Origin of the sequence: Blautia obeum ATCC 29174 (genome assembly GCF_025147765.1) — a bacterium.
Classification (GTDB): domain Bacteria; phylum Bacillota; class Clostridia; order Lachnospirales; family Lachnospiraceae; genus Blautia_A; species Blautia_A obeum.
Genome location: NZ_CP102265.1, coordinates 2,337,591 through 2,359,468 on the forward strand (window position 1 = coordinate 2,337,591; position 21,878 = coordinate 2,359,468).

Sequence of the window (21,878 nt, forward strand, 5' to 3'; positions counted from 1 at the left end):
ACAATTCGTTTTTTCTGAGTATAACACCGTAAATTTGATTAGTCAAGTTACAAGGATGAAGGATTATGAATCTGACAGCTAATGAAAAAAATGCCGCCGCTGCCCGACAAAGACGATATGTTCTGCTGTTGGCGGTTATGCTGGTACTTTTGTTTATCATTATAGTACTCTCATTCTGGGTGGGATATTATCCGCTTACACCAGTGCAGGTACTAAATGCATTTTTATCAAAATTTGGTTTTAAAGGAGATATTTTACCCCAGGCAGTTACTATATTCTGGAATATCCGTCTGCCCCGTATTCTGTCTGCTTTATTTATTGGTGCTTCCCTCTCGGTAGCAGGTGCAACCTATCAGGGAATGTTTCGCAATCCACTGGTATCTCCGGATATCCTTGGAGTTTCTTCCGGTGCAAGTCTCGGAGCTGCTTTTGCAATTTTAAACGGAGCTTCCAACTGGATGATTCAGCTTTCTGCTTTTGCAGGTGGTGTGGCCGCAGTAGCCGCATCCTATCTTATCAGCCGAAAATCCGCACATTCCCAGACCCTCAGTCTTGTTCTGACCGGAACTATGATCATGTCACTCTGCAATGCCGGTGTCACAATGATCAAATATGTGGCAGACCCCAATGATGTTCTCCAGCAAATTACTTTCTGGCTTATGGGCAGCTTAACCAAAACCACAACCAAATCCTTTTGCTGGAGTGTTCTTCCAATGATCATTGGATTAAGTCTGATTTTTATTTTTCGATGGCAGATCAATCTGCTGACTTTGGATGAAGAAGAAGCCAAAAGTTTAGGAATCAATGTGCGTAAATATCGTCTGATTTTTATAGTCGCTTCCACATTACTCAGCGCCGCTGCAGTCTGTCTTGGAGGATTGATCGGATGGGTCGGGCTGATGATCCCCCATCTGGCACGTGCACTGGTTGGTGTTGATTACAGAAGGCTGATACCTGCAAGTACGATCCTTGGCGGCGGATACCTGATACTTGTTGATGATATTTCCCGTTCCCTTTTGTCCATGGAACTTCCACTTGGCGTTGTCACAAGTATCATGGGCGCCCCCTTCTTTATCTATCTTATCATCAAACGAAAGGAGCGCGCGTAATTATATGCTTCTGGAAATTGAAAATGTTTTTGGCGGTTACGGCAATGGTGATATTTTAAAGGGTATCAGCTGCAGCGCAGACTATGGTGATGTGCTTTGTCTGCTTGGCCCTAATGGTTGCGGAAAGACCACTCTGTTCCGCATAATATTAGGTTCCCTTCCTGTTTCTAATGGAAAAATAAAGATAGCCGGAAAAAATATTAGTGACTTTACAACCAAAACACTGGCAAATATGATTGCATATATTCCCCAATATCATTCCCCTGTATTTGCCTATACAGTTCTTGATATGGTAATTATGGGGCGTGCTTCTCATTTCTCCGCATTTGAAACCCCAAAAGAGCCTGATCAGGAAGCAGCTTTTGCTGCCTTGGAGAAAGTAAATGCCCTGCCTCTTGCCAACAGGAAATATACTTCCTTAAGCGGAGGACAAAGGCAATTGGTTTTAATTGCCCGTGCAATCTGTCAGTCTGCAAAAATCTTCATCATGGACGAGCCAGCCGCCAATCTGGATTATGCCAATCATCAGCTTCTCATGGAAGTAATTTCAGGGCTGGCCAATCAGGGCTATTGCATTATTATGTCAACACATAGTCCTGAGCATCCCTTTTCCGTGGGAAACAAAGTTCTTCTCATGAAATCCGGAAAGGTTATGGGATTCGGCTCTCCCAAAGAAATCATTACATCTGAAACCTTACAATCTGTTTACGATATTGAAATGGATGTGATAACTACACACGACCGCTATGGCCGTGAACGAACTATCTGTTTACCGGTAAATAGCTCACCAAAAGCATTTTAGGAGAAATGATACATGGACTCTATATTGGATTATTTTATTTCTCTGCAGGAATCTGAGCCTGCAGAATTACCTGAGCGGGCTATAGAAAGATGGAATAAACGTGCAGACTTTTGGGAAGACGCACGCAAAAAGAAAGAAAAAGGTGATGAACGTGTCATCAGCGCAATAAACTACCTGGATTCCAAAGGACTTCTTGAAAAAAATTATGATGTCGCAGATATTGGATGCGGTCCCGGACGGTTTGCTGCTGCATTTGCCAAATATGTACACAAAGTAGTGGGGCTGGATATTTCTGATAAAATGGTTAAACACGGAATGGAACATATCCAAAATGAAGGCTTAAATAACGCTATACTCTATACATGTAATTTTCAGACATTAGATATTGATAAATCGGGGTATACGCATGCATTTGATTTGGTATTCAGTTCCATGACACCTGCAATCCACAATATGGACGGACTGATAAAATCTATGGAAATGAGCAGGGCATGGTGCTGTAATATCACGCATCTTGACAGACGAAATTCACTCAGGGAACAGATCTTACAGGAAGTATTTGGCAAACAAACAGCACCCCAATGGAATGGGCGATGGTTTTTCTCTCTTTTCAATATATTATTTCTGCTTGGATATAATCCTGAAACAAGCTATGAAAAACTCCATCGTGAAACCTGGGTAACTCCGGATGAACAATATATTGATTCCCTCATGGAGCACATGCTTCCTTCTGAAGAATATACACAGGAAAATGCAAATAAAATCATGCAATGGATTCAATCTCACTTAAACAAAGATGGGCAGATCAAGGAAATAACTGATTCCACTTATGGAAGAATTCTCTGGGATGTTCGACACAAAACAATACGCCCTGACTATAGAACTATTATAAAATGAAATGGGACTTTACTATGACTCAACATATATTTTTAACTGGTAAAAAACACATTGGAAAATCTACATTGATCCAAAAGATATTAGATGATTATAAGAAAACCTCTGATGGATTCCTGACTGTCCGCACAAAAAACTATCTGAAGGATCAGTATTCAGTTCATATGTACCATCTAAAAGAGAAGGAGCTCCCAAACAAATCTAATCTTTTGTTTTTATGCGGAAAAACAGATGAACACACTGCCGATACCTTTGATCGCCTTGGATGCAATATTCTTTCCATGTGTTCTGACTGCTCTTTAATTGTTATGGATGAGCTTGGTCCACATGAAGCAGACGCAGCTTTATTTCGGAGAAAAATCCTAAACCTTTTGGATGGGCAGACTCCCATTTTAGGGGTATTGCAAGAACCTGCAGAATCTTTCTGGCCTGAAATCGTAAATCACCCAAAGGTAGAAATCATTATAATTTCTGAAGACAATCGAAATGATTGCTCTTTACTTAATCACATTCAATATAAAATCTCATCTCCTTAATAATTACTCCCGGGGCTATGCGTTCGGAACTAACCAAAGGGTCAAGTAGCTTTGTCAAGTAAATCGAGTAGGAGAAATATCTCATCTTGTGAATGAGATATTTCGACCTCTCACACCACTGTGCGTACCGTTCGGTACACGGTGGTTCAATCAACTTAGCAAGTGACACACCTTTCGGTGTAGTAATCTAACATTGAGACTACATTACGAAAGTATGCCATGTGCATTTAGAAATAAGGGAATCGGTTTATCCTTTGCTCTTGTACTCATCCCACGACTTTCCAAACAATTTTCGGCAGCATACATTCCTTAACATATATCGGAAGTCTCTTAAAAAGTTGATATTGATGCTGCCATCTTGCTTTTCATAAATATATCTCCAGTATTCAAACGCATTGGATGCTTCACTCAATAATTCATGTATGCTTATTTAATCTGTAATAACAACGGCAACAATGCAATTCCTACATCAACGCCTTTATCAGCAATCCATTTAACAATTCCTTTTGCATTTTCCCACTTTTTTGATTTGCGGTCTGAAGATTTAACAATTTTTTCTAATTCGTTAATTTTATACAAAATTTCCTCTATTTCAGCATCCGGCAATGCCGACATATTCTCAATTTCTTTTCTTACATCACTAAAGGAAATATTGACATCAACTTTGTTTTCGTTTGTATTTGTTATCTGCACCATTGGGACGCTCTGTGGAACCGTTTCTTTCAGTGAAGGATACCCCAACGCTTTAAAAGACAACATTTTATTATATACTTGCTTAAGATTATGAAATAACGATTCTCCAGACACATCATCATAAAATGCATATGCCTGAATATAATCATATAGACCATCGCTAAGTTTAGGTATATACGGATGATACTTTGCAGTTACATCTTTATACAGCTGTAATTTTGCTGATTCTGGTGTCTCTCTATTTTCAGCATCGGAAATAGCTTTTTTCAACGACTCCAAATCATCCTCATACATAACTTTAAAATTAAACAGAGGATCTTTGTCATTATCTGTTACAATGAGTAACTCTAATTTTTCTTTAATTGCATTCAGCTCTGGTCTATAGTTAAACTCTCCACCTCCAAAAGCTGCCTTTCCAGAGGTTGGTATGTCCTTTTCAAAACCTTCAAATATTCCATTATATTTTGCAATCAATGCTTGGTACAAACGACGCGTACCTTCATTTGAACTTTGAGCATCTTCACATCGTTTTATATCTTTTTGCATTATCTCTAATAACTCTGTGGTCATCTTATTTCCTCATTTCTTCCCATACTTCAAAATTATTATTTAAAAAGCTCATTGAGTTGTTCTTCCACTTCCTCGTTCGAAGCTGCAACTAAAATTGTTATACCTTTATTGGATGGTTTCATAGCACACTCAACACCGAAGAAAATATATGCCATTTTCTTTGCCGCCAAGGTATAATTAAATCGGACACCGTTGTCTGCATCATCCATGCCTTCAACCCATTCATTCCCCGCAGCAACCAGCAAACCACTTGACGCAAGACCATAGTCAGAATCCGAATTCAATTTAACAGGGTCTTCTGTAATATTATCCTTCAAATATAATAAATCGCTATACAATGTACGATCTGTCAAAATCATTAATCTATGGTACTCATTATCATCAATAAAGCCATCCATTTTGGCGTTAAGAATCTTTAAAAACAAAGGAATCTTCTCATTTTCCTCAATTCTATTTATTACATTAAGCACAAATACACTTTCTTTATTAAACTTCTCTTTGCCAAGAAGTTTCATATATTTTTGCCTTTTCTCCAGAGGTATCGTTGTTAACCCCTTACAATACCTCCCAAACTTTTTCATATATAAAGCCGTTGGTATGCTTGCAATTTTCTGCGCAACCTTTAGCGATTTAATGGCTCCAGAAACCGCTTCACCAACCTGTGATAAGATTTCTGTTCCATCTTGCACAATATCTGAATTCATCACCTGCACAGCAATATCTGTTGCTTCGTTCATAAAAGTCTCAAGAATATCTTTTAATACATCAATGTAATTTGTCTCACTTAAAACATCAAGCTCATTATGTTCTTCCATACGACACCTCCTACTTACTTTTGCGAAAAAGTATTCTTTCGCTAAAATGTATATTTCCCGTTCTCCAAAGTCTATCCCCTGGGGTAAATCTCCGATTATATCATCACTCTGCGGAAACAGAAACACACATCTATTTTTCTTCCAAAATCGCAGAAACCTTTGATTTATTGGGCTTTTCTTGACAGAAGGCAGACCGTCTCCACATGTTCCGTCGCAGGGAACATATCAACCGGTACGGCAGTAACGGCGCTGTATCCGTGTTTGGTCAGATATTTAAGGTCACGGGCAAGCGTGGTCGGATCACAGGATACGTAAACAACGCGTTTGGGATTCAATGTCACAACCGATGACAGGAACTTCTCATCACTGCCGCTTCGTGGTGGATCCATAAATACAACATCTGCACTTTCTCCCTCATCTGCCATCTGACGCATAAATACACCAGCATCATTCTGATAAAAATGCACATTTTTAATTCCATTACGTTTCGCATTCACAATTGCATCTTTTACTGCATCCGGATTCAGTTCCACACTGATAACTTCCTTCGCTTTATCACTGGCAATCAAGCCAATTGTTCCGATTCCACAGTATGCATCGATCACTCTTTCTTTGCCTGTAAGACCAGCAAGTTCGATTGCCTTTGTATAAAGTTTCTCTGTCTGGGCTGTATTTACCTGATAGAAAGATTTGGATGAAATACGGAATATATGTCCACAAAGTTCATCTTCAATATACCCTTTACCATACAGTACTGTTTCTTTTTCTCCGAGGATCATGCTCGTCTTCTGATTATTTACGTTCAGAATGATCGTCGTGATCTCTGGATGAAGTTTCCGAAGTGCCTTAACAAAGTTATTCTTGGATGGCAGGATTGGTGATCCCACTACAAACACTACCATCACCTGTCCACTGTGATGTCCGGTTCGCACCAGTACATGGCGGAACAAACCATAGCCAGTATCCTCATTATACGTTTTGATCTTAAAAGATTTCAAAAGATCACGAATATCACGGATGATCGCATCTGCACGTTTATCTTCAATCAGACATTCATCTACCGGTACAATAAAATGTGTTCCCTGCTGATAAATTCCGGAAATCACAGTACCATCCTTCCGATGTCCGAATACTGCATGTACTTTATTTCTATAATGGAACGGATTTTCCATTCCAATGATCTTCTCTGTATTGCAGTATGGCTTCAGAAGTTTATTTACCTGCTTCTGCTTCTGTTTCAACTGCTTCTCATATGGCATATCCAGAAGCTGACATCCACCACATTTTCCATGTACCGGACAAAGTGATTTCTCTGATTTTACAACAATTTTTTTCTCTGCCTTTTTTTTCCCGAAAGTGTTATATTTCTTAACTTCTGTTTTATCTGTTTTATATTTTTTCTCGTTCCTAAACTTCGGTTTCTGAACAAATTTTTTTCCTGTTTTTTTCTCTGCCATTTATACTCCCTCTCCATCAAATTCCGGTATAAAACTTTCTTTTGCTGTTTCACCTTCCTGCATAAATCCATTCTTCAGTCCAAGTGAAATCGCATAATCAATCAATCGTTCATACTCTCTGTCCGTTACTTTTCTTGATAACTGCGGATCATCCTTCATCGCTGGCATCGGCGTATACTGATTCATCATACTGATATAGATCCTGTCACCATAAGTCTCATAGAGATATTTTAACACATTCTTTGCATCTTTTACATGGCCCGGTAATAACAACTGACGGACGATTACTCCTTTTTTCATCATACCACGACTGTCAAATTCTGCTTCCCCAACCTGTCGGACCATTTCACTCAGGGCTTCTTTTGCAATTTCCGGATAGTCCTGCGCATGAGAATATTTTTTTGCCAAAACTGCATCCATGTATTTGAAATCTGGGAGATAAATATCTACCAACCCGTCCAGCATTTTTAGAGTCTTCGCTTTTTCATAACCGCTGCTGTTGTACACAACCGGAATATGTAATCCCTGTTCTTTCGCCATTTCCAAAGCAACAGCAACTTGTGGTAAAAAATGTCCTGCCGTTACCAGATTAATATTATTTGCCCCCTGCTCCTGCAATTGAAAAAAAAGTTCTACCAGGTGTTCCTGTGTAATCTTCTTTCCCCTCTGGCCCCTGGATATTCTTCTGTTCTGACAGAAATTGCATCCCAGCGAACATCCGGAAAAAAATACAGCTCCTGATCCCTCTTTCCCGGAAATGCAGGGCTCCTCCCACATATGGAGAGCAGCCCTTGCAACCATGATCTCTGTATCTGTACCACAGAATCCCTTCTGACCGGCCATACGATCTGCACCACAGTTACGTGGGCATAGTCGGCATTCTTTCATCCATGGTCTGATTTTATCTGTTACATCCATGCGGTTTTATCTCCTATAGTCCATAGTTTCCTCACATCGAAAATTCTTAAGTGTATCACATATCCTGAACTGTAAGGATACCATAAATTCCGTTCCTTTTCCACTTTCACTTCTGACTTAAATAAAAAATTCAGGTCCCGCCGAATTCCATTTGCCATCCGTTGACAAATATATCTTCTTATTTTATAATTATTTACATAATTGTACCGCGGATCTCCGTCCTGAGTATTTATATGCTTGGGATTTTTTTATGCAGCAAATTGCTCTGCAAAATTGCCGTCTTACCGTACTAAATTTGATCAAGGAGGTAATCTATTTGAGACAGATTTCAGGAAATAAATTACTGGTAAAAGCCTTAAAAGAAGAAGGTGTCACTACTTTATTTGGCTATCCAGGTGCATGTACCATTGATATCAGTGATGAATTATACAGACAGAGCGGGATCGATATCATCCTGCCAAGACACGAACAGGCTCTGGTGCATGAAGCTGATGCTTATGCAAGAACGACCGGTAAAGTCGGTGTCTGTCTTGTAACCAGCGGTCCCGGAGCTACCAACCTTGTTACCGGACTGGCTACTGCAAACTATGACAGTGTTCCCCTTGTATGTTTCACCGGACAGGTTGCAAGACATCTGATCGGAAATGATGCATTCCAGGAAGTAGATATCGTTGGTATCACACGAAGCATTACCAAATATGGTGTTACCGTCCGTAATCGTGAAGATCTCGGTCGCATTATCAAAGAAGCTTTTTATATTGCAAGAGCCGGTCGTCCGGGTCCTGTCCTCATCGATCTTCCAAAAGATGTTATGGCAGAACTTGGCAGCGCCGAGTATCCAAAAACTGTAAATATCCGTGGCTACAAACCAAATACCAGTGTACATATGGGCCAGCTCAAAAAAGCCCTGAAGATGCTTCAAAAGGCAAAAAAGCCTCTGTTCCTGGCAGGTGGCGGTGTCAATATTGCAAATGCAAATGAAATTTTTACTTCTGTAGTTGAAAAAACTCAGGTTCCTGTCGTAACTACAGTCATGGGCCGCGGTGCTATCTCTACGAAGCATCCTCTTTTTATCGGAAACCTCGGAATGCACGGTGCATATGCAGCAAATATGGCAGTTACCAACTGTGATCTGCTTTTCTCTATCGGTACACGTTTTAACGACCGTATCACAGGTAAACTTCATGAATTTGCTCCAAATGCACAGATTGTCCATATCGACATTGATACGGCTTCCATTTCCAGAAATATTCATGTAGATGTTCCGATTGTTGCCGATGCAAAAGAAGCCATCACTAAAATGGCCGAATATGTAACAGAATGCAATACGAAAAAATGGCGTACAGAAATTGACATATGGAAAAATGAACATCCACTTTCCATGAAAAATCGTCCTCTGATGGGACCTCTTGATATTTTCAATGAGATCAATAAACAATTCGACAAGGCAATCATCGTTACAGATGTCGGACAGCATCAGATGCTTACCTCCCAGTTCGTTGATATTACTGAAAACCGCAAGCTTATCATGTCCGGTGGACTTGGAACCATGGGCTATGGCCTTCCGGGTGCGATCGGTGCTCAGATTGGTAATCCGGGTGTTCCGGTTATTTCAATCTCCGGCGACGGTGGTATGCAGATGAATATTCAGGAGCTGGCAACGGCAGTACTCGAAGAACTGCCGATCATCAATTGTATCTTTAATAATACTTATCTTGGAATGGTTCGTCAGTGGCAGAAACTTTTCTACGGAAAACGCTACTCCATGACCAATTTAAGATCCGGTGCACTGTCCCGTCGTACTAACGGGGAAGAATATCCGAAATATACTCCGGACTTTATTAAGCTTGCTGAAAGTTACGGTGCCAAAGGAATCCGTGTAACGAAACGTGAGGAAATCGCAGCAGCTTTTGAAGAAGCTCGCAAAAGTACCAAAGTACCTACCGTGATTGAATTTATCATTGATCCAGAAGAAATGGTGTATCCAATGGTCAAGCCAGGTGGTACACTCGCTGATCTGATCATGGATTGTTAGGAGGAATCAAAAATGGATAAAGGTATGAAAACTAGATGGATCTCTCTTTACGTTGAAAACCAGGTCGGTGTTCTATCCAAGATTTCCGGTCTTTTTTCCGGAAAGTCCTATAATCTGGACAGTCTTACAGTAGGTACCACCGAGGATCCGACCGTATCAAGAATGACCATCGCAACTGTCAGTGATGACGAAACTTTTGAGCAGATAAAAAAGCAGCTCAACCGTATGGTAGAAGTCATTAAAGTTATTGATTTTACAGACGTTTTTGTTCGTATGAAAGAGATTCTTTATATCAAAGTCAAGAAATGTACTGCTGCCGATAAAGTAGAACTTTTTCAGATTGCAGAAACCTTCAAAGCCAGAGTCATTGATTATGGCAAAGACAGTCTGCTCCTTGAATTTGTTCAGACAGCAACCAAGAATGATGCAGTTATCAAACTGATCAAAGAAGAATTCAAAAATATAGAAGTGGTCCGTGGTGGAAGCGTGGGCATCGAATCCATCAGCATGATGGAACGCTGATGCCCTCTCTCCAACCATTTATTCAGTCGATCAGATCATTCTGAAATCTCGAAAGATGTTCATACGGAAGAATCAGACGGCCGCGGTACAATCCGCAGCCGTCATTGATCAGACTGTTATTAACCGCAGAAAACATATTCACATCCAGTTTGGACAATTCCAGTCCGAGAAGCTTCATTCCTCTCTCATAAGCTTCATCAAAATAAATGCATTCTCCTTTTGGAATTGCATCTCTTCTGGCTCTTTCACTTTCCTGTTTTTTCTCATATCCAAGATGATTGGCCGCTCCAATCTCTGCAATATCATCCATGATTTTTGTACGAAGCTGAACTTCCATATAAGATCTGGAACTGTTATCATAAAACGTAATATGTAAAGACTGATATCCATCGGAATCTGTTCCATGGATATAGTCTCTGTAATAAGGTTTGACATCCTCGTTCAGAAGCGGTGAGCCGCTTTTTCTGACTCCATGTGCCGATTCTGCTGTAAATCCTCTTTCCTCAAGAAAACCTGGAAGAACATTTGCAATCTGATACAGATATTTTAATTCTTCTTGCTCACGGTCTGCTTCACTCTTCAGATGGCATCTCGGCATCGAAATCACAATACGATACGCAATAAAATCTCGAAAACAACTTAATCTGTTTTTTAAATCCGCCAGTGGTGGGTATTCTCCATGCTCTGTATAATAATCATAAATATATTCCACTACATACCCGTTAAATTTCTCTTCTGCACGTATCAGGGATTTGATTCGTCCTTTAAATGTAAATGCAAGAAAAGGATATTCCCTGGACATATATTTATAAAATTCCCTGATCTGCTGAGACTGTGCAGTAAGGAAATCGTTATGTTCCAACAATTCTCTGATAAGGATCAGGAAATTACAGTGAATCATATCAACCTCATTATGTGTCTTTTTGGCCTCTGCTCTCAGATCATGAATATAATTGTGCAGGATACGAAGAATCGTATCACCTGAATAAAGGTAATCATTTAATGTAATCATAAACCATCACTCCTTTCTCAACATTGTATCAGAAACTCCTATATTATCAAGCATTATGTCACTAATATTCTTTTATTGACATCTCGTATGCCCCACAGTTAAAATAAAGGATAATCTCTCAGATATAAGAAAGGATTATTAACCCATGGATGGTCTGCAATTCGAACACCGCTGTGCAGAATTATTGAGATATCGAGGTTTCCATAAAGTTGCTGTCACTAAAGGCAGCGGTGATCAGGGTGTTGATATCCTCGCACAGAAAAATGGAATAAAATATGGAATCCAGTGTAAATATTATTCTTATCCTGTCGGCAATAAAGCAATTCAGGAAGCATATGCAGGTGCAGACTTCTATGACTGTGATGTCGCAATGGTCATGACCAATAGTACCTTCACGCGGCAGGCCAGAGAACTGGCTGACAAACTTGGCGTAGAACTCTGGGAACACTGCTCTCCAAACGGAAGTTCATCTGTGATATCCAGACTCATGCGTATATTTAATCTTTTTTTCCTAACAATCGGACTCTGTATGTGTGCATCCGCCCGGCTTTTGAATTTCCCTGAAGGAACGATCCGTACCTATATGAATCTATTGATGCTGATCCTTGCTTCATTATCCGCCCTGTTTGGATGGAATCATTTTCTGCCATGTATCCTCTCTGGAATGCTGTACTTTGGAATTTTTCTCTGGACGATTCTCCCTCTGGTTCTGACTTCTGATTCCAATTGGTATGGAATACTGATGCTTCTGCCTGCTTTTATTACGATTGGACATGCGCTGTATGCAAGATTCCGCAATCAGGAACCTATCCCGTAGCAGAGTTCCTGCATCAGTTCATGTACGGTTGTCATCTTTTGAATACGGTCTACATTCTCCCCGCAAAACACAAGGCCATTTTCCACATCGCCTCTGACTGCATCGATCAGTGCTTTTGTAATGCAATATGGCACTGATCGTGGCTCACATTTTTCCAAGCAGTTATAGCATTTTGTAATTGGCTTTCTTGCAATTTCAAGTTCCTTGATAAATTCATTGCGAAGAGCTCTTCCCGGCATACCTACCGGACTCTGGATAATTTGAATATCTTTCTTTTTCGCGTTTATATATGCATTTTTATAGGCATCTGATGCATCACATTCTTCTGTTGCCACAAATCTACTGGCAATCTGTACCCCATCTGCACCCAGTTCTGTCATATGATCAATATCTGCCCTGTCAAAGATTCCACCAGCAACGATCACCGGAATCTTTGTTCCATATTTTTCTTCATAAAGTGCTTTACATGCAATGATTTCCCTGATTTCATGATCATAATCAAGAGTCTCCAGATTCTCCAGCTGATCCCGGGAAAATCCCAGATGTCCGCCTGCTTTTGGGCCCTCGACCACAATAAAATCTGCTGTCCGGTTATAACGATGTGCCCACATTTTCAAAATAAGCTGTGTCGCTCTTCTGGAAGAAACGATCGGTGCTATCTTTGTCTTATTGTTTCCCACCAGTTTTGGGAGATCCATTGGAAGTCCTGCTCCACTGATGATCACATCTGCACCTGCCCGGACCGCTTCCTGTACATGTTCTTTATAGTGTTTCAGTGCGACCATGATATTTACTCCAACCAGTCCTTTTCCCTCAGCTATTTCTTTTGCCCTGTGAATATGCTTTCTTATTGCAATACGATTGCATCCTGCCTGATCTTTTTCAAAACCTTCTTCATCATATCCTATCTGAGCCGTCGAAATAATACCAATACCTCCCTCTGCCGCCACTGCTCCGGCAAGACTGCTTCGACTGACACCAACTCCCATACCTCCCTGTATGATTGGTTTCTCTACTGTCAATTCTCCTATTTTCAGTGGCTTTAACGTTTTTCTATCTGTATGCATTTGTATTTCCTCCTGTTATCCCGCATTTATTTTGATTATCAAACTATTTGATAGTATAAACCGTTTAATTATTCCTGTCAACGTATTCTTGATTCTTTTTCTTTATCATGTAGTTTTCATTACTACATTCTCTATAAAAAAGAAAAGGGAAAGATCTCATCAGTCTTTCCCATTTGTCCCAAAAACTTTCTTCATATGTACATTCATAATATAAAAATACATAACAAGCAACAAACCGCCTGCCAGTACCCATGCTGCCGGACCTGCAAGACAAACTCCAGGATAACTTCGCATTTTACCAGCAATCACAGCCACTATTCCACGTCCGGTCAACTCTGCAACACCTGCCATCATCGGAAGCAATCCATAGCCCAGGCCCTGAATTCCATTTCGATAGATATTAACCACAGCAAGAGGAATAAAAAAAATCCCAATACATTTCAGATAAATATCTACAGAACTCATGATCACCTTCACATCCTCAGAAACAAACAGATAGGTCATGAATTTTCCGACAGTCATAATAAACGTTGCAGCTACAATGGAATATACCACACCAACGATCGTACATGCTTTGAAACCTTCCCGGATTCGTTTCACAGAGCCAGCTCCCATATTCTGTGCTCCATATGTTGCCATCGTCGTTCCCATTGCACCATAGGCCTGGGTGACCACCTGTTCAATCTTACCTGCTGCCGTATACGCTGCCACCAGTGTAGATCCCAGAATATTCAATGAAGACTGTACCATCATAGTTCCAATTGCTGTGATTGAATACTGCAGTGCCATCGGAATCCCAATCCGAAGCTGATTGCTATAAATCGTACCGCCCACCTGAAGGTCATCCCTTTTGATATGAAGTACCGGTACTTTTGCAATGATATACAACAGACAGAGTACACCGGATGTTCCCTGTGCGATCACCGTTGCCACTGCCGCACCTTTGGCTCCCATCTGAAATCTAATGATAAATACCAGATCAAGTATAATATTCAAAAGTGCACTGATGATCAGAAAGTATAAAGGAAGTTTGCTGTTACCAAGCGCTCTCAGAATACTGGACAAAAGATTATAAAGCATCTGTGCAAGAATTCCTCCACTGACGATCATAATATATGCATATGAATCTGCAAAAATGTCAGATGGCGTATTCATAAGGATCAGAAGTGGCTTCATAAATACCATAAACAAAATCGTCAGTATTGTTCCTATCACAAACGAGAGAACACCTGCTCCGACAACCGTCTTACGCATTCCCTCCATATCACCTGCTCCAAACTTCTGAGCCGTAAGAACTGTAAACCCGGCGGTCATTCCAACTACAAATCCATAGATCAGAAACATGATCGTTCCGGTACTTCCAACCGCTGCCAGCGCCTTATTTCCCACAAACTTACCAACGATCACAGCATCTGCCATATTGTAAAACTGCTGAAACACATTTCCAAGAAAAATTGGAAATGTAAAACTCAGTATAATTTTCATAGGATTCCCAACAGTCATATCATTCTGTGCTGACTTCATTTTCATTCACTCTCACTCCGTTTAGCAGATTTGTCTTCTTTATCAGTTTTTTATATACTCGTTCTACAAACCATGGCTCTGTAGACTTTTCAAGTGCCTCTTCCGGTGTAAACCATGCCACACCACTATTTTCATCCTCTTTTATAGAAAGATGTTCCTCAGGATCAGCCTCCAGAAGGTAAGTAATATTCAGATGCAAATGACTGGATACATATTTGCCCTTTTTGATATGGCCATCCACAGTCAGTGATTCCAGAGAAAATATTTCTTCCAACACAGGATACACATGGGCAATGCCGGCTTCTTCACGCACCTCTCGAATGGCAACAGCCAAAAGATCAGTCTCTCCATCCGCATGTCCGCCAAGCCATGACCAGGAATTATATATATTATGATATATCATAAGTACCTTACTTCTGTCTTTATTTACTACCCAGGCGGATGCTGTCATATGTGCCACCATATTTTCCCTAAAAAATGCATTTTTATTATTCCTGATCCAGTCAAGAATCAACACCTTATCCGCTTCTTCCTGTTCATTAAAAGGTCTGTATTTTTTTATCCGCTCTGTCAGTTCTTCACAAGTCATTATATCTATCTCCCTGATTCTATATATGCCACCTTGCTACTGTTCTTCCGGCCATACGAAATGTGCATTTCCGGCTTCAAGACCATCGATCAGAATATTCTGTCCGGTACAGAAACGATTGGTAACTGTCATAAAATATGCCCAGTCTGCCGCTTCCTCAACTGTCATCCACCGCTTCAGGGGGGTCTGTTCCATAATCTCATTCCACAGAACTTTATCCTCCATAACCGGTTTATTCAGTTCTGTCAGAACACCTCCAAAATCAAGACTGTTGCATGTTGCACCATATTTTGCGATACGGAGAGCAATGTTCTTTGTGTAAGAAAGGACCCCGCCTTTGCTTGCTACATATTCCGGAAATTCTGACCCGTTGTGTCCACTGGCCGATCCTATCATAAGTACTGCGCGAATCCCCGGGTGTATTCCGTATTTCTCAGTAATATCGATGGTTCCCTTTAAATTCACATCAATATCATTGTTATTCTGTACGCCTGCATTATTAATCACTATATCAAAAGGCCCTAACTCCGGATAATGCATCTTATCACGGATGTCCATGCAGATATGTCTGTAAGCAGTATGCTGAATAGCTGACTTATTACAATCAATTCCAGTAACATGATGTCCTTCTCTTAGAAATTTATCTGCAATCCCTTTCCCTATTCCGGAACTTGTCCCTGTTATCAGTACTTTCATGCCCTAACCCTCCTGTATTTTCTGTCATCGAAATGCATAAAGCACCATACATCATTCTCTTTTCAACAGTTGAAAATATTTTGCCATATCAGTTTATCAGAATCTATCGGAAATTAAAAGTCGATTTATCATAATACATGTTTTTCAAAATAAAATTGCACAAAAAAACAGAATCCTCAAAATTTTCTTACTTCAGAGGATCCTGTTTTCTGACTGATCACATAAATGGAATCAGCGTTGCTTTCATCATTCAATTTTTCATTGTCTTCTTTTCCAAAGAATTTTAAACCTTTTACGTCACTGGCTACATCTTCTGCTGTTACTTCTTCAAAACCACTTGCCATCTCTTCGTACGCCTGATCCGGATTTTTAGTATGAAAAACGTGGACATAAAGTTGGCAAAGACCTTTATGAAGCTAAAAACACCACAAGAGTTCTATCCGTCGAACTTAAAATGGTCGCCAGATCGGCGACCATTTCTGTGTTTAAGGTTTAAATCAGATTCCATATGCACTGAGCATCTCAGCGATATCCGGCATCGGATCCTCTGGCATTGAACAGGTACCTCTCTTCACCTGAGCACCGTCTGTGATGATCATTGAGCTTAAGAACTTCCGTCCGATAGCCTCCAGCTGCTCATCTGAAGTATCTTCCGGTACAAGAATCGTAAGATTGCTGTTCCCCAGATTTGCCCAGTCATCTTCCATCACATCTGGATCAATTCCTTCCAAACAGATTGTTTCGATTGACGGCAGCATTGCAAATGCTCCCAGACTCATATGCTCAACTCCACCACGGATATGGATCTCTTTCAAAGACTCCATTCCTGCAAATGCACTTATATCAATATTTTTGGCATTCACACAGAGCCTTTCCATAGGAGTTACTCCAAAAGTCTGAATTCCAATCCGGTCTACCTGATTCTTACACCATACGGTCTCCAGATTCTTACAGAAGTTAAACAGATAGTTATCCATATGCAGTACTCCGTTTACAAACACCACTTTTTTCAGACCCTGGCATTCCGAGAACAAGCCATTATTTGTAGTTTCCAGAGGTGCATAGCAGATCACTGTTTCCAGATCATGACAGTTCGTAAATGCACTGTCCTCAATTGATTTCAGTGTCTCCGGCAGGATCACGCAGCGCATCGGCACCCAGTCTCCTTCCTTCTGGTTTGTCTCCATATCTGAATGTACATAATCTCTGGTATTTTCAAATGCATTATAAGAAATATTTTCTACCGGCACTCCGCCAATCGTACGCGGAATAATAACATCCACGGCTGTTCCAACATATGCTGTGATCGTTCTGCTCTCTTCATCAAATTCAAAATTGTCTTCCGGCAGAGGTTCATACGGCATCTTCACCAGCATGGATTCCTCACCAACTCTGCATATTCTGTCATACCAAGGATAATTCAGTGCTGCACTCCATTCAGCCACCTGTTCATCCGTCGCATCTGCACTGAGCCTGATATTACTCAGTTCAATCCCTTCAAGAGCCTCTCCATTGACTGGTATATTTGCAGGTATCACAAACTCACTCAGCGAAGTTCCGGCAAAAGCTCTTGAACCAATCTCAGTTACGCCCTCACCCATATTCAGTGAGGCGAGTGCTGATCCTTCAAAAAGTCTTGCCGGGATACTTCCTGCTGCCACAGTTGCTTCGGTAAGATTTGCGCAATCCGCAAACGCTCCCTCCGGAAGCAGCCCAACATCACATAAAATATTAACACTTGTCAGTCCGCTGCAGCCCGCAAAAGCATTTTCTCCAATCTCCGTCACAGAAGCAGGGATTGTGATCTCCTTAAGCTGCGCACAGTTGCGGAAGGCTTCCGCTCCAATACTGGTGACAGAATCAAACAGGTCTACATGCTCCACAATACTGTCTGCAAAAGCTTCTTTTCCAACGTAAACGAATTCATCGTTATGAGGCACCGCAAAGTAGGTTATCGTCTGATCGCCCTTCAATGCACCATCGGCGATTCCTACTACTCCTTTATCCTCCTCGCCTATTGTATAAGTATCATAGCTGCGCACCTTCGCGGCTTCTTTTTCGTATCCAGTTAAGTATAACTTACTCGGGTCATCCGGAAGCTCTTCAACAGAAAAGCGTGCATATTCAACCTCTGTATTCTGGTTTCGCCATACCCGGCACTCCAGTCCCTGTGCATCAACGAGCGCCTGTACATCCAGCATCTGCTGCTTGGTACATTTTTCGTTAAGATCTATGTCTCTCAGGTATTCGCACTTATCAAAGGCGGTATCCGAAATTTCCGGCAGCTCCAATCCCTCCATATAAACATAAGTAATAGGAGAATTTCTAAAGCAATTATCCCCTATCTTCTCTAAACTTGCCGGAAGAAATACTCTTTGTAATCTCGAAGCCATTGAAAATGCACCTGGGCCGAGTTCTTTTACGCCTTCAGGAATGATCAGGTCTGTTTCTACCGAAAAATAGCTGAACGCTTCTTCTCCGATATATTCCAGACTATCCGGAAGATCCAGCCTGAATCCCCGATAAGATGAAAAACCTTTCTTATCAATAGTTTTCAGAGTAGACGGAAATTCCACATATTTTAATGTATCAGTGATACTAAAAGCATCTTCTCCAACATATTCCAGTCCCTCTGGAAGAGTTACATACCCTAAAAGAGGATCTTCCCATAAAGCTCTTTTACCAATTGCTTTTACCGGCACACCATCAATACTCTCCGGGATCGTCAGTCTGGTATTCATTCCATTATAACCTGTGATGCTTCCCGTTTCTGCATCAAACGTCAGATTCTCTGTATCCAGATAGTCTTCAGCTGAATAAAGTACAGCCGGCTTTCCACTTGGCTGAATGTTCAAATTTTTATTATTTTCTTCAAAAACCTTCTTATACTCTTCTATCTGGTCATCCGGCACATAAATTACCACATCATCTGAAAGCATTACAAAAGCCTCTGAACCTATCAATGGGCATGCACCCTCAAACACGATTTTCTTCAGAGCATAGCAGCCGCTGACTGCATAGCTGTCTATAATACAGACCGACGCCGGTATGGTGAGTTCTGTCAGCGCATCATTACTGGAAATAGCATTCCACCCGATATTGATCAAATTTGAAGATAAAGTTATCTCCGACAGATTATTATCATAACTCAGCGCACCAACATCAAGTATCGTCACGCTATCCGGCACTACTACAGAAGTAAGCGTCTCTGAGCCAGCCAGTAATTGAGTTCCCAGTCTTTTAACCGGCACGCCCTCATCCATAGTGTCCGACACCACTACATCCGTCTCTGTACCTGTGTACTCCTTCAATACAAAACGCTGGGCATCAAATTTCCAGACATCATCTGCTTTTACCGGTACAGCAGCTCCCGTCAGCATCAATATTGCGGTTAATCCTAATAGCATTTTACCTTTCATCCTGTTACCTCCTTTCACTTCTTGTATGGATTAATAGTTCTCCTAATACCAGAATATATAAAAAAGGAGGGGGTGTCACTATCAAAAAAGCCAGTAAAAACTGGTTTTACTGGCTTTGACTTAATTAAGCTTCCACTCAGTTCTCGTATAGAAAAGTTTAATTTTTTCAAATGTAAGACACCGCATTTTAGCTGTTACCTTCCGGCTTTCACATTCATATTTTTAATCATTTATTTATTTGGAATTATACTTCTGCTTTCTTCCAGTACGGTCTGTTCCCACTTCCGCATAGCCACTGCTTCCCTGTCTGTATGAAGCCAAGGCTGCCCATTTTCCACAAAATTCAGTCGGCAATTATTTTCTTCCGAAAATTTTTTTACAATCTTATACGGGATCATTTCATCCTGAGTTCCATATAAAATATTTGTTTCTTTGCAGATAGACTTCACTGGATGTTCTCGCACCCAGCACAAATACTTACAGGACAAAACCACTCCCGTTTCTGTTTTGATTTCCTGCCTCTCTTTTAACTGCTCTTCTGTCACCTGTGCCTGTAACATCATATTAGAAATCATATCTTCCATATCCAAAACCGGTGATACCAATAAACATATATCAGGTTTTGTATTCTGAAACGCCTGTATAGAAAAATACGCACCTATACTACATGCATATATCCCAATTACTTTCCAGTTTTCTTTGGCACTTTTCATAATTTTCTGTAACTCTGGTATAATTTCCCAAGGTACAAATCTTGCCTTATCCTTTCTTTCTCCATGCTCTGGGAGATCTACACTAATAACCTGCCATCCATAATTTGTTGCAATTTCAGCAAATGATTCTGCTTCTTCTTTTCTTCCACCCTGTCCATGTATATATATCAATACTCTATCTGCCAAATCTCCATATAAAAGGACCGGCACTTTCCAGACATGAATTTTTGCTATGTTCATTGCTTTAAATACTCCCTTAATTTTACAAAATTTCCTATATCCTTGTTATATATTATCCAATTCTAAAATCCCCGACATCATAATCTGGTTCCCCAATCATTTCTATCTTTCCAACAGCTTCGTTATAATACATCTTGTAACGCTTTAACATCTTTTTTCCTCCCCCTCCCACTCACATTTTTTACTTCACTTCCCGGTTCCACTCCACACCATTCGTATCTGTCCATGTATCTTTTCCATCATAAATATAGACAGTATTAGTGCGATCCATGTAACGACCATCCACTAACTTATCTTAAATCTATTTATTGCTAACGTCATTGCATACACCTTTTTTGTAGCGGTATATGGCTTCATCATTTATAACGTAGGGAAAATCATTCTCTATCTTATCCGCTATGCGGTATACCACATCCGCCGTGACATCATTAAATACAAATCCAATAAAGATAAACAATAACACGGCAGGCGGCAGGAATTTCTCTGCTACCTGTTTTGTAGAAACAACAATCTCATGAAAACACTTCGCTGGATGATGGACAACATCTATATCCGCACTGATCCAGCTGGCAATATAAAGGCAGGCAAAGAAAAATCCACAGAAAAAAATCGACGGAGCTGTTGCCACCATCATGGGACTTGACCGTGCGATCCGCTGTGGAAATAATACAGGCGCTTCTGTCTATGATGACAGAGGAATTTTATTCATATAAAAATGGAGCTCTTGTTTTCACACAAAAAGCTCCACTTCTGTTTATTTATTTGAATTTATAATTTCTTCGATATCTCGACCACCGTAGAATATTCGTGCTACTGTAACTGTCCTCTCTTTATCATCGACAAGATAATACACAATAAAGTTGTCTACCGGAAGCTGATGCATTTTCATCGAATGCCAAGGCTCCCAGTCAACTAACGCATAGCGAGCTGGCATGAAATCCAATGAACGAACCTCTTTTCGGATACGGCTCAGCTGAGCAGAAGCAGTCTCCGGAACAAGGAGTTCATTCGCAATGTACGAATAGATTTCACGTAAGTCATCAAGTGCATCTACAGAATAGCCGACTTTATAGCTATCTGTCATATACCAAACTCCTTTGCAAGTGCCGCATCGACTTCATCCGCAGAATATACCTTTCCTGCTTTGATGGAATCTACACCCTTCCGGAGTTCTGCATCAAGCTGTTCTTTGGTCATTGCACCAACAGCTAATGGCTTAGAAGAAGGAAGTTTCAGTTCAAACGGCATACCCTTCTTCAGTACAATTTGACTATAAAACATCTGAATTGCACTGGATGGAGAAATGCCAAGCTGAGAAAGAATACTCTCAGCATTATCCTTGAGATTGGTATCTATTCTTGCATAAACAGCAGATGTATTTGCCATAGTATTGCCTCCTTTTTTTTATTATATTCATTTTTGCTTGCGATTGCAAGCATTTGCATAGATT

At 40.6% G+C, this 21,878-nt stretch carries 21 protein-coding genes and 1 pseudogene; 8 read left to right on the plus strand and 14 right to left on the minus strand.

Features of this window, described 5'->3' with window-relative positions; translation table 11 throughout:
- Nucleotides 1–65 precede the first annotated feature (65 nt).
- The 4 genes from NQ503_RS11315 to NQ503_RS11330 are packed head-to-tail and all read left to right on the plus strand — an operon-like array spanning nt 66 to nt 3,341.
- Nucleotides 66–1,109 (plus strand): FecCD family ABC transporter permease, encoded by a 1,044-nt coding sequence (locus NQ503_RS11315; protein WP_005427456.1) that lies wholly within the window; start codon nt 66–68, stop codon nt 1,107–1,109.
- A gap of 4 nt (nt 1,110–1,113) precedes the next feature.
- Entirely contained in the window at nt 1,114–1,911 is a 798-nt protein-coding gene (locus NQ503_RS11320; RefSeq protein WP_005427454.1) for an ABC transporter ATP-binding protein, read from the plus strand.
- A gap of 12 nt (nt 1,912–1,923) precedes the next feature.
- Nucleotides 1,924–2,808, plus strand: a complete 885-nt coding sequence (locus NQ503_RS11325) for a class I SAM-dependent methyltransferase (RefSeq protein ID WP_005427450.1) — start codon at nt 1,924–1,926, stop codon at nt 2,806–2,808.
- Nucleotides 2,809–2,822: 14 nt separating this feature from the next.
- Nucleotides 2,823–3,341 carry a nucleoside-triphosphatase gene (locus NQ503_RS11330; protein WP_227234964.1) on the plus strand — a complete coding sequence of 173 codons (519 nt, stop codon included), beginning with the start codon at nt 2,823–2,825 and terminating at the stop codon, nt 3,339–3,341.
- Between the two features lie 426 nt (nt 3,342–3,767).
- Here the strand turns inward: NQ503_RS11330 and NQ503_RS11335 are convergent, their stop codons facing one another.
- From NQ503_RS11335 to NQ503_RS11350, 4 genes are all read right to left on the minus strand, one after another.
- Entirely contained in the window at nt 3,768–4,604 is an 837-nt protein-coding gene (locus NQ503_RS11335) for a hypothetical protein (protein ID WP_005427447.1), read from the minus strand.
- Between the two features lie 35 nt (nt 4,605–4,639).
- Nucleotides 4,640–5,419: a hypothetical protein gene (locus NQ503_RS11340; protein ID WP_005427446.1), complete on the minus strand. Its 780-nt coding sequence runs from the start codon at nt 5,417–5,419 to the stop codon at nt 4,640–4,642.
- Between the two features lie 164 nt (nt 5,420–5,583).
- On the minus strand, nt 5,584–6,876 hold the full coding sequence (gene rlmD / locus NQ503_RS11345; RefSeq protein WP_259892545.1) for a 23S rRNA (uracil(1939)-C(5))-methyltransferase RlmD: 1,293 nt from the start codon (nt 6,874–6,876) through the stop codon (nt 5,584–5,586).
- Nucleotides 6,877–7,794, minus strand: coding sequence for a radical SAM protein (locus NQ503_RS11350; RefSeq protein ID WP_005427443.1), 918 nt, complete (start codon nt 7,792–7,794; stop codon nt 6,877–6,879).
- A gap of 316 nt (nt 7,795–8,110) precedes the next feature.
- Here NQ503_RS11350 and ilvB point away from each other — a divergent pair, with 316 nt between their 5' ends.
- Entirely contained in the window at nt 8,111–9,829 is a 1,719-nt protein-coding gene (gene ilvB, locus NQ503_RS11355; protein WP_044926103.1) for a biosynthetic-type acetolactate synthase large subunit, read from the plus strand.
- Nucleotides 9,830–9,841: 12 nt separating this feature from the next.
- The gene (gene ilvN / locus NQ503_RS11360) at nt 9,842–10,351 is read left to right on the plus strand and encodes an acetolactate synthase small subunit (RefSeq protein ID WP_005427439.1); all 510 of its coding nucleotides are present in this window, start codon (nt 9,842–9,844) and stop codon (nt 10,349–10,351) included.
- 22 nt (nt 10,352–10,373) lie between these two features.
- On the opposite strand, the gene NQ503_RS11365 is transcribed toward ilvN, so the two are convergent.
- Nucleotides 10,374–11,363: a nucleotidyltransferase family protein gene (locus tag NQ503_RS11365; RefSeq protein ID WP_005427434.1), complete on the minus strand. Its 990-nt coding sequence runs from the start codon at nt 11,361–11,363 to the stop codon at nt 10,374–10,376.
- Nucleotides 11,364–11,508: 145 nt separating this feature from the next.
- Between NQ503_RS11365 and NQ503_RS11370 the strand changes: the two genes are divergently transcribed.
- Complete coding sequence (locus NQ503_RS11370; RefSeq protein ID WP_055065524.1) at nt 11,509–12,180, plus strand: restriction endonuclease; 672 nt, start codon at nt 11,509–11,511, stop codon at nt 12,178–12,180.
- Here NQ503_RS11370 and NQ503_RS11375 read toward each other — a convergent pair.
- From NQ503_RS11375 to NQ503_RS11405, 7 genes are all read right to left on the minus strand, one after another.
- Nucleotides 12,162–13,247, minus strand: a complete 1,086-nt coding sequence (locus tag NQ503_RS11375; RefSeq protein WP_055065525.1) for an NAD(P)H-dependent flavin oxidoreductase — start codon at nt 13,245–13,247, stop codon at nt 12,162–12,164. The genes NQ503_RS11370 and NQ503_RS11375 overlap by 19 nt on opposite strands.
- A gap of 159 nt (nt 13,248–13,406) precedes the next feature.
- On the minus strand, nt 13,407–14,771 hold the full coding sequence (locus tag NQ503_RS11380) for an MATE family efflux transporter (protein WP_044926140.1): 1,365 nt from the start codon (nt 14,769–14,771) through the stop codon (nt 13,407–13,409).
- Nucleotides 14,752–15,360 (minus strand): NUDIX hydrolase, encoded by a 609-nt coding sequence (locus tag NQ503_RS11385; RefSeq protein WP_005427424.1) that lies wholly within the window; start codon nt 15,358–15,360, stop codon nt 14,752–14,754. Before NQ503_RS11385 ends, NQ503_RS11380 begins: the two co-directional genes overlap by 20 nt.
- Nucleotides 15,361–15,396: 36 nt before the next feature.
- Nucleotides 15,397–16,056, minus strand: coding sequence for an SDR family NAD(P)-dependent oxidoreductase (locus tag NQ503_RS11390; protein WP_005427413.1), 660 nt, complete (start codon nt 16,054–16,056; stop codon nt 15,397–15,399).
- A 176-nt stretch (nt 16,057–16,232) separates the two neighbouring features.
- Nucleotides 16,233–16,400, minus strand: a complete 168-nt coding sequence (locus NQ503_RS11395) for a hypothetical protein (RefSeq protein ID WP_005427410.1) — start codon at nt 16,398–16,400, stop codon at nt 16,233–16,235.
- A gap of 153 nt (nt 16,401–16,553) precedes the next feature.
- Nucleotides 16,554–19,475 (minus strand): leucine-rich repeat domain-containing protein, encoded by a 2,922-nt coding sequence (locus NQ503_RS11400; protein ID WP_005427408.1) that lies wholly within the window; start codon nt 19,473–19,475, stop codon nt 16,554–16,556.
- Between the two features lie 230 nt (nt 19,476–19,705).
- Entirely contained in the window at nt 19,706–20,428 is a 723-nt protein-coding gene (locus NQ503_RS11405; RefSeq protein ID WP_005427406.1) for an alpha/beta hydrolase, read from the minus strand.
- A gap of 523 nt (nt 20,429–20,951) precedes the next feature.
- Between NQ503_RS11405 and NQ503_RS11410 the strand changes: the two are divergent.
- Nucleotides 20,952–21,141 (plus strand): annotated as a pseudogene (locus NQ503_RS11410) (terminase large subunit); the annotation flags it as partial.
- 41 nt (nt 21,142–21,182) lie between these two features.
- Here NQ503_RS11410 and NQ503_RS11415 read toward each other — a convergent pair.
- A complete protein-coding gene (locus tag NQ503_RS11415; RefSeq protein ID WP_005427399.1) occupies nt 21,183–21,512 on the minus strand; it encodes a type II toxin-antitoxin system RelE/ParE family toxin in 330 nt (109 codons plus the stop codon).
- Entirely contained in the window at nt 21,509–21,814 is a 306-nt protein-coding gene (locus tag NQ503_RS11420) for a type II toxin-antitoxin system RelB/DinJ family antitoxin (protein WP_005427397.1), read from the minus strand. Before NQ503_RS11420 ends, NQ503_RS11415 begins: the two co-directional genes overlap by 4 nt.
- Nucleotides 21,815–21,878: the final 64 nt, after the last annotated feature.

What these genes read in the sequence shown, in the direction of transcription:
- NQ503_RS11350 (WP_005427443.1), bottom strand. Translation starts at nt 7,794, where the DNA reads ATGGATGTAACAGATAAAATCAGACCATGGATGAAAGAATGCCGACTA.
- NQ503_RS11400 (WP_005427408.1), bottom strand. Translation starts at nt 19,475, where the DNA reads ATGAAAGGTAAAATGCTATTAGGATTAACCGCAATATTGATGCTGACG.
- NQ503_RS11340 (WP_005427446.1), bottom strand. Translation starts at nt 5,419, where the DNA reads ATGGAAGAACATAATGAGCTTGATGTTTTAAGTGAGACAAATTACATT.
- NQ503_RS11405 (WP_005427406.1), bottom strand. Translation starts at nt 20,428, where the DNA reads ATGAACATAGCAAAAATTCATGTCTGGAAAGTGCCGGTCCTTTTATAT.
- NQ503_RS11390 (WP_005427413.1), bottom strand. Translation starts at nt 16,056, where the DNA reads ATGAAAGTACTGATAACAGGGACAAGTTCCGGAATAGGGAAAGGGATT.
- NQ503_RS11320 (WP_005427454.1), top strand. Translation starts at nt 1,114, where the DNA reads ATGCTTCTGGAAATTGAAAATGTTTTTGGCGGTTACGGCAATGGTGAT.
- NQ503_RS11365 (WP_005427434.1), bottom strand. Translation starts at nt 11,363, where the DNA reads ATGATTACATTAAATGATTACCTTTATTCAGGTGATACGATTCTTCGT.
- NQ503_RS11420 (WP_005427397.1), bottom strand. Translation starts at nt 21,814, where the DNA reads ATGGCAAATACATCTGCTGTTTATGCAAGAATAGATACCAATCTCAAG.
- NQ503_RS11370 (WP_055065524.1), top strand. Translation starts at nt 11,509, where the DNA reads ATGGATGGTCTGCAATTCGAACACCGCTGTGCAGAATTATTGAGATAT.
- NQ503_RS11375 (WP_055065525.1), bottom strand. Translation starts at nt 13,247, where the DNA reads ATGCATACAGATAGAAAAACGTTAAAGCCACTGAAAATAGGAGAATTG.
- NQ503_RS11335 (WP_005427447.1), bottom strand. Translation starts at nt 4,604, where the DNA reads ATGACCACAGAGTTATTAGAGATAATGCAAAAAGATATAAAACGATGT.
- NQ503_RS11415 (WP_005427399.1), bottom strand. Translation starts at nt 21,512, where the DNA reads ATGACAGATAGCTATAAAGTCGGCTATTCTGTAGATGCACTTGATGAC.
- ilvN (WP_005427439.1), top strand. Translation starts at nt 9,842, where the DNA reads ATGGATAAAGGTATGAAAACTAGATGGATCTCTCTTTACGTTGAAAAC.
- NQ503_RS11315 (WP_005427456.1), top strand. Translation starts at nt 66, where the DNA reads ATGAATCTGACAGCTAATGAAAAAAATGCCGCCGCTGCCCGACAAAGA.
- NQ503_RS11380 (WP_044926140.1), bottom strand. Translation starts at nt 14,771, where the DNA reads ATGAAGTCAGCACAGAATGATATGACTGTTGGGAATCCTATGAAAATT.
- NQ503_RS11325 (WP_005427450.1), top strand. Translation starts at nt 1,924, where the DNA reads ATGGACTCTATATTGGATTATTTTATTTCTCTGCAGGAATCTGAGCCT.
- NQ503_RS11330 (WP_227234964.1), top strand. Translation starts at nt 2,823, where the DNA reads ATGACTCAACATATATTTTTAACTGGTAAAAAACACATTGGAAAATCT.
- NQ503_RS11385 (WP_005427424.1), bottom strand. Translation starts at nt 15,360, where the DNA reads ATGACTTGTGAAGAACTGACAGAGCGGATAAAAAAATACAGACCTTTT.
- rlmD (WP_259892545.1), bottom strand. Translation starts at nt 6,876, where the DNA reads ATGGCAGAGAAAAAAACAGGAAAAAAATTTGTTCAGAAACCGAAGTTT.
- NQ503_RS11395 (WP_005427410.1), bottom strand. Translation starts at nt 16,400, where the DNA reads ATGGCAAGTGGTTTTGAAGAAGTAACAGCAGAAGATGTAGCCAGTGAC.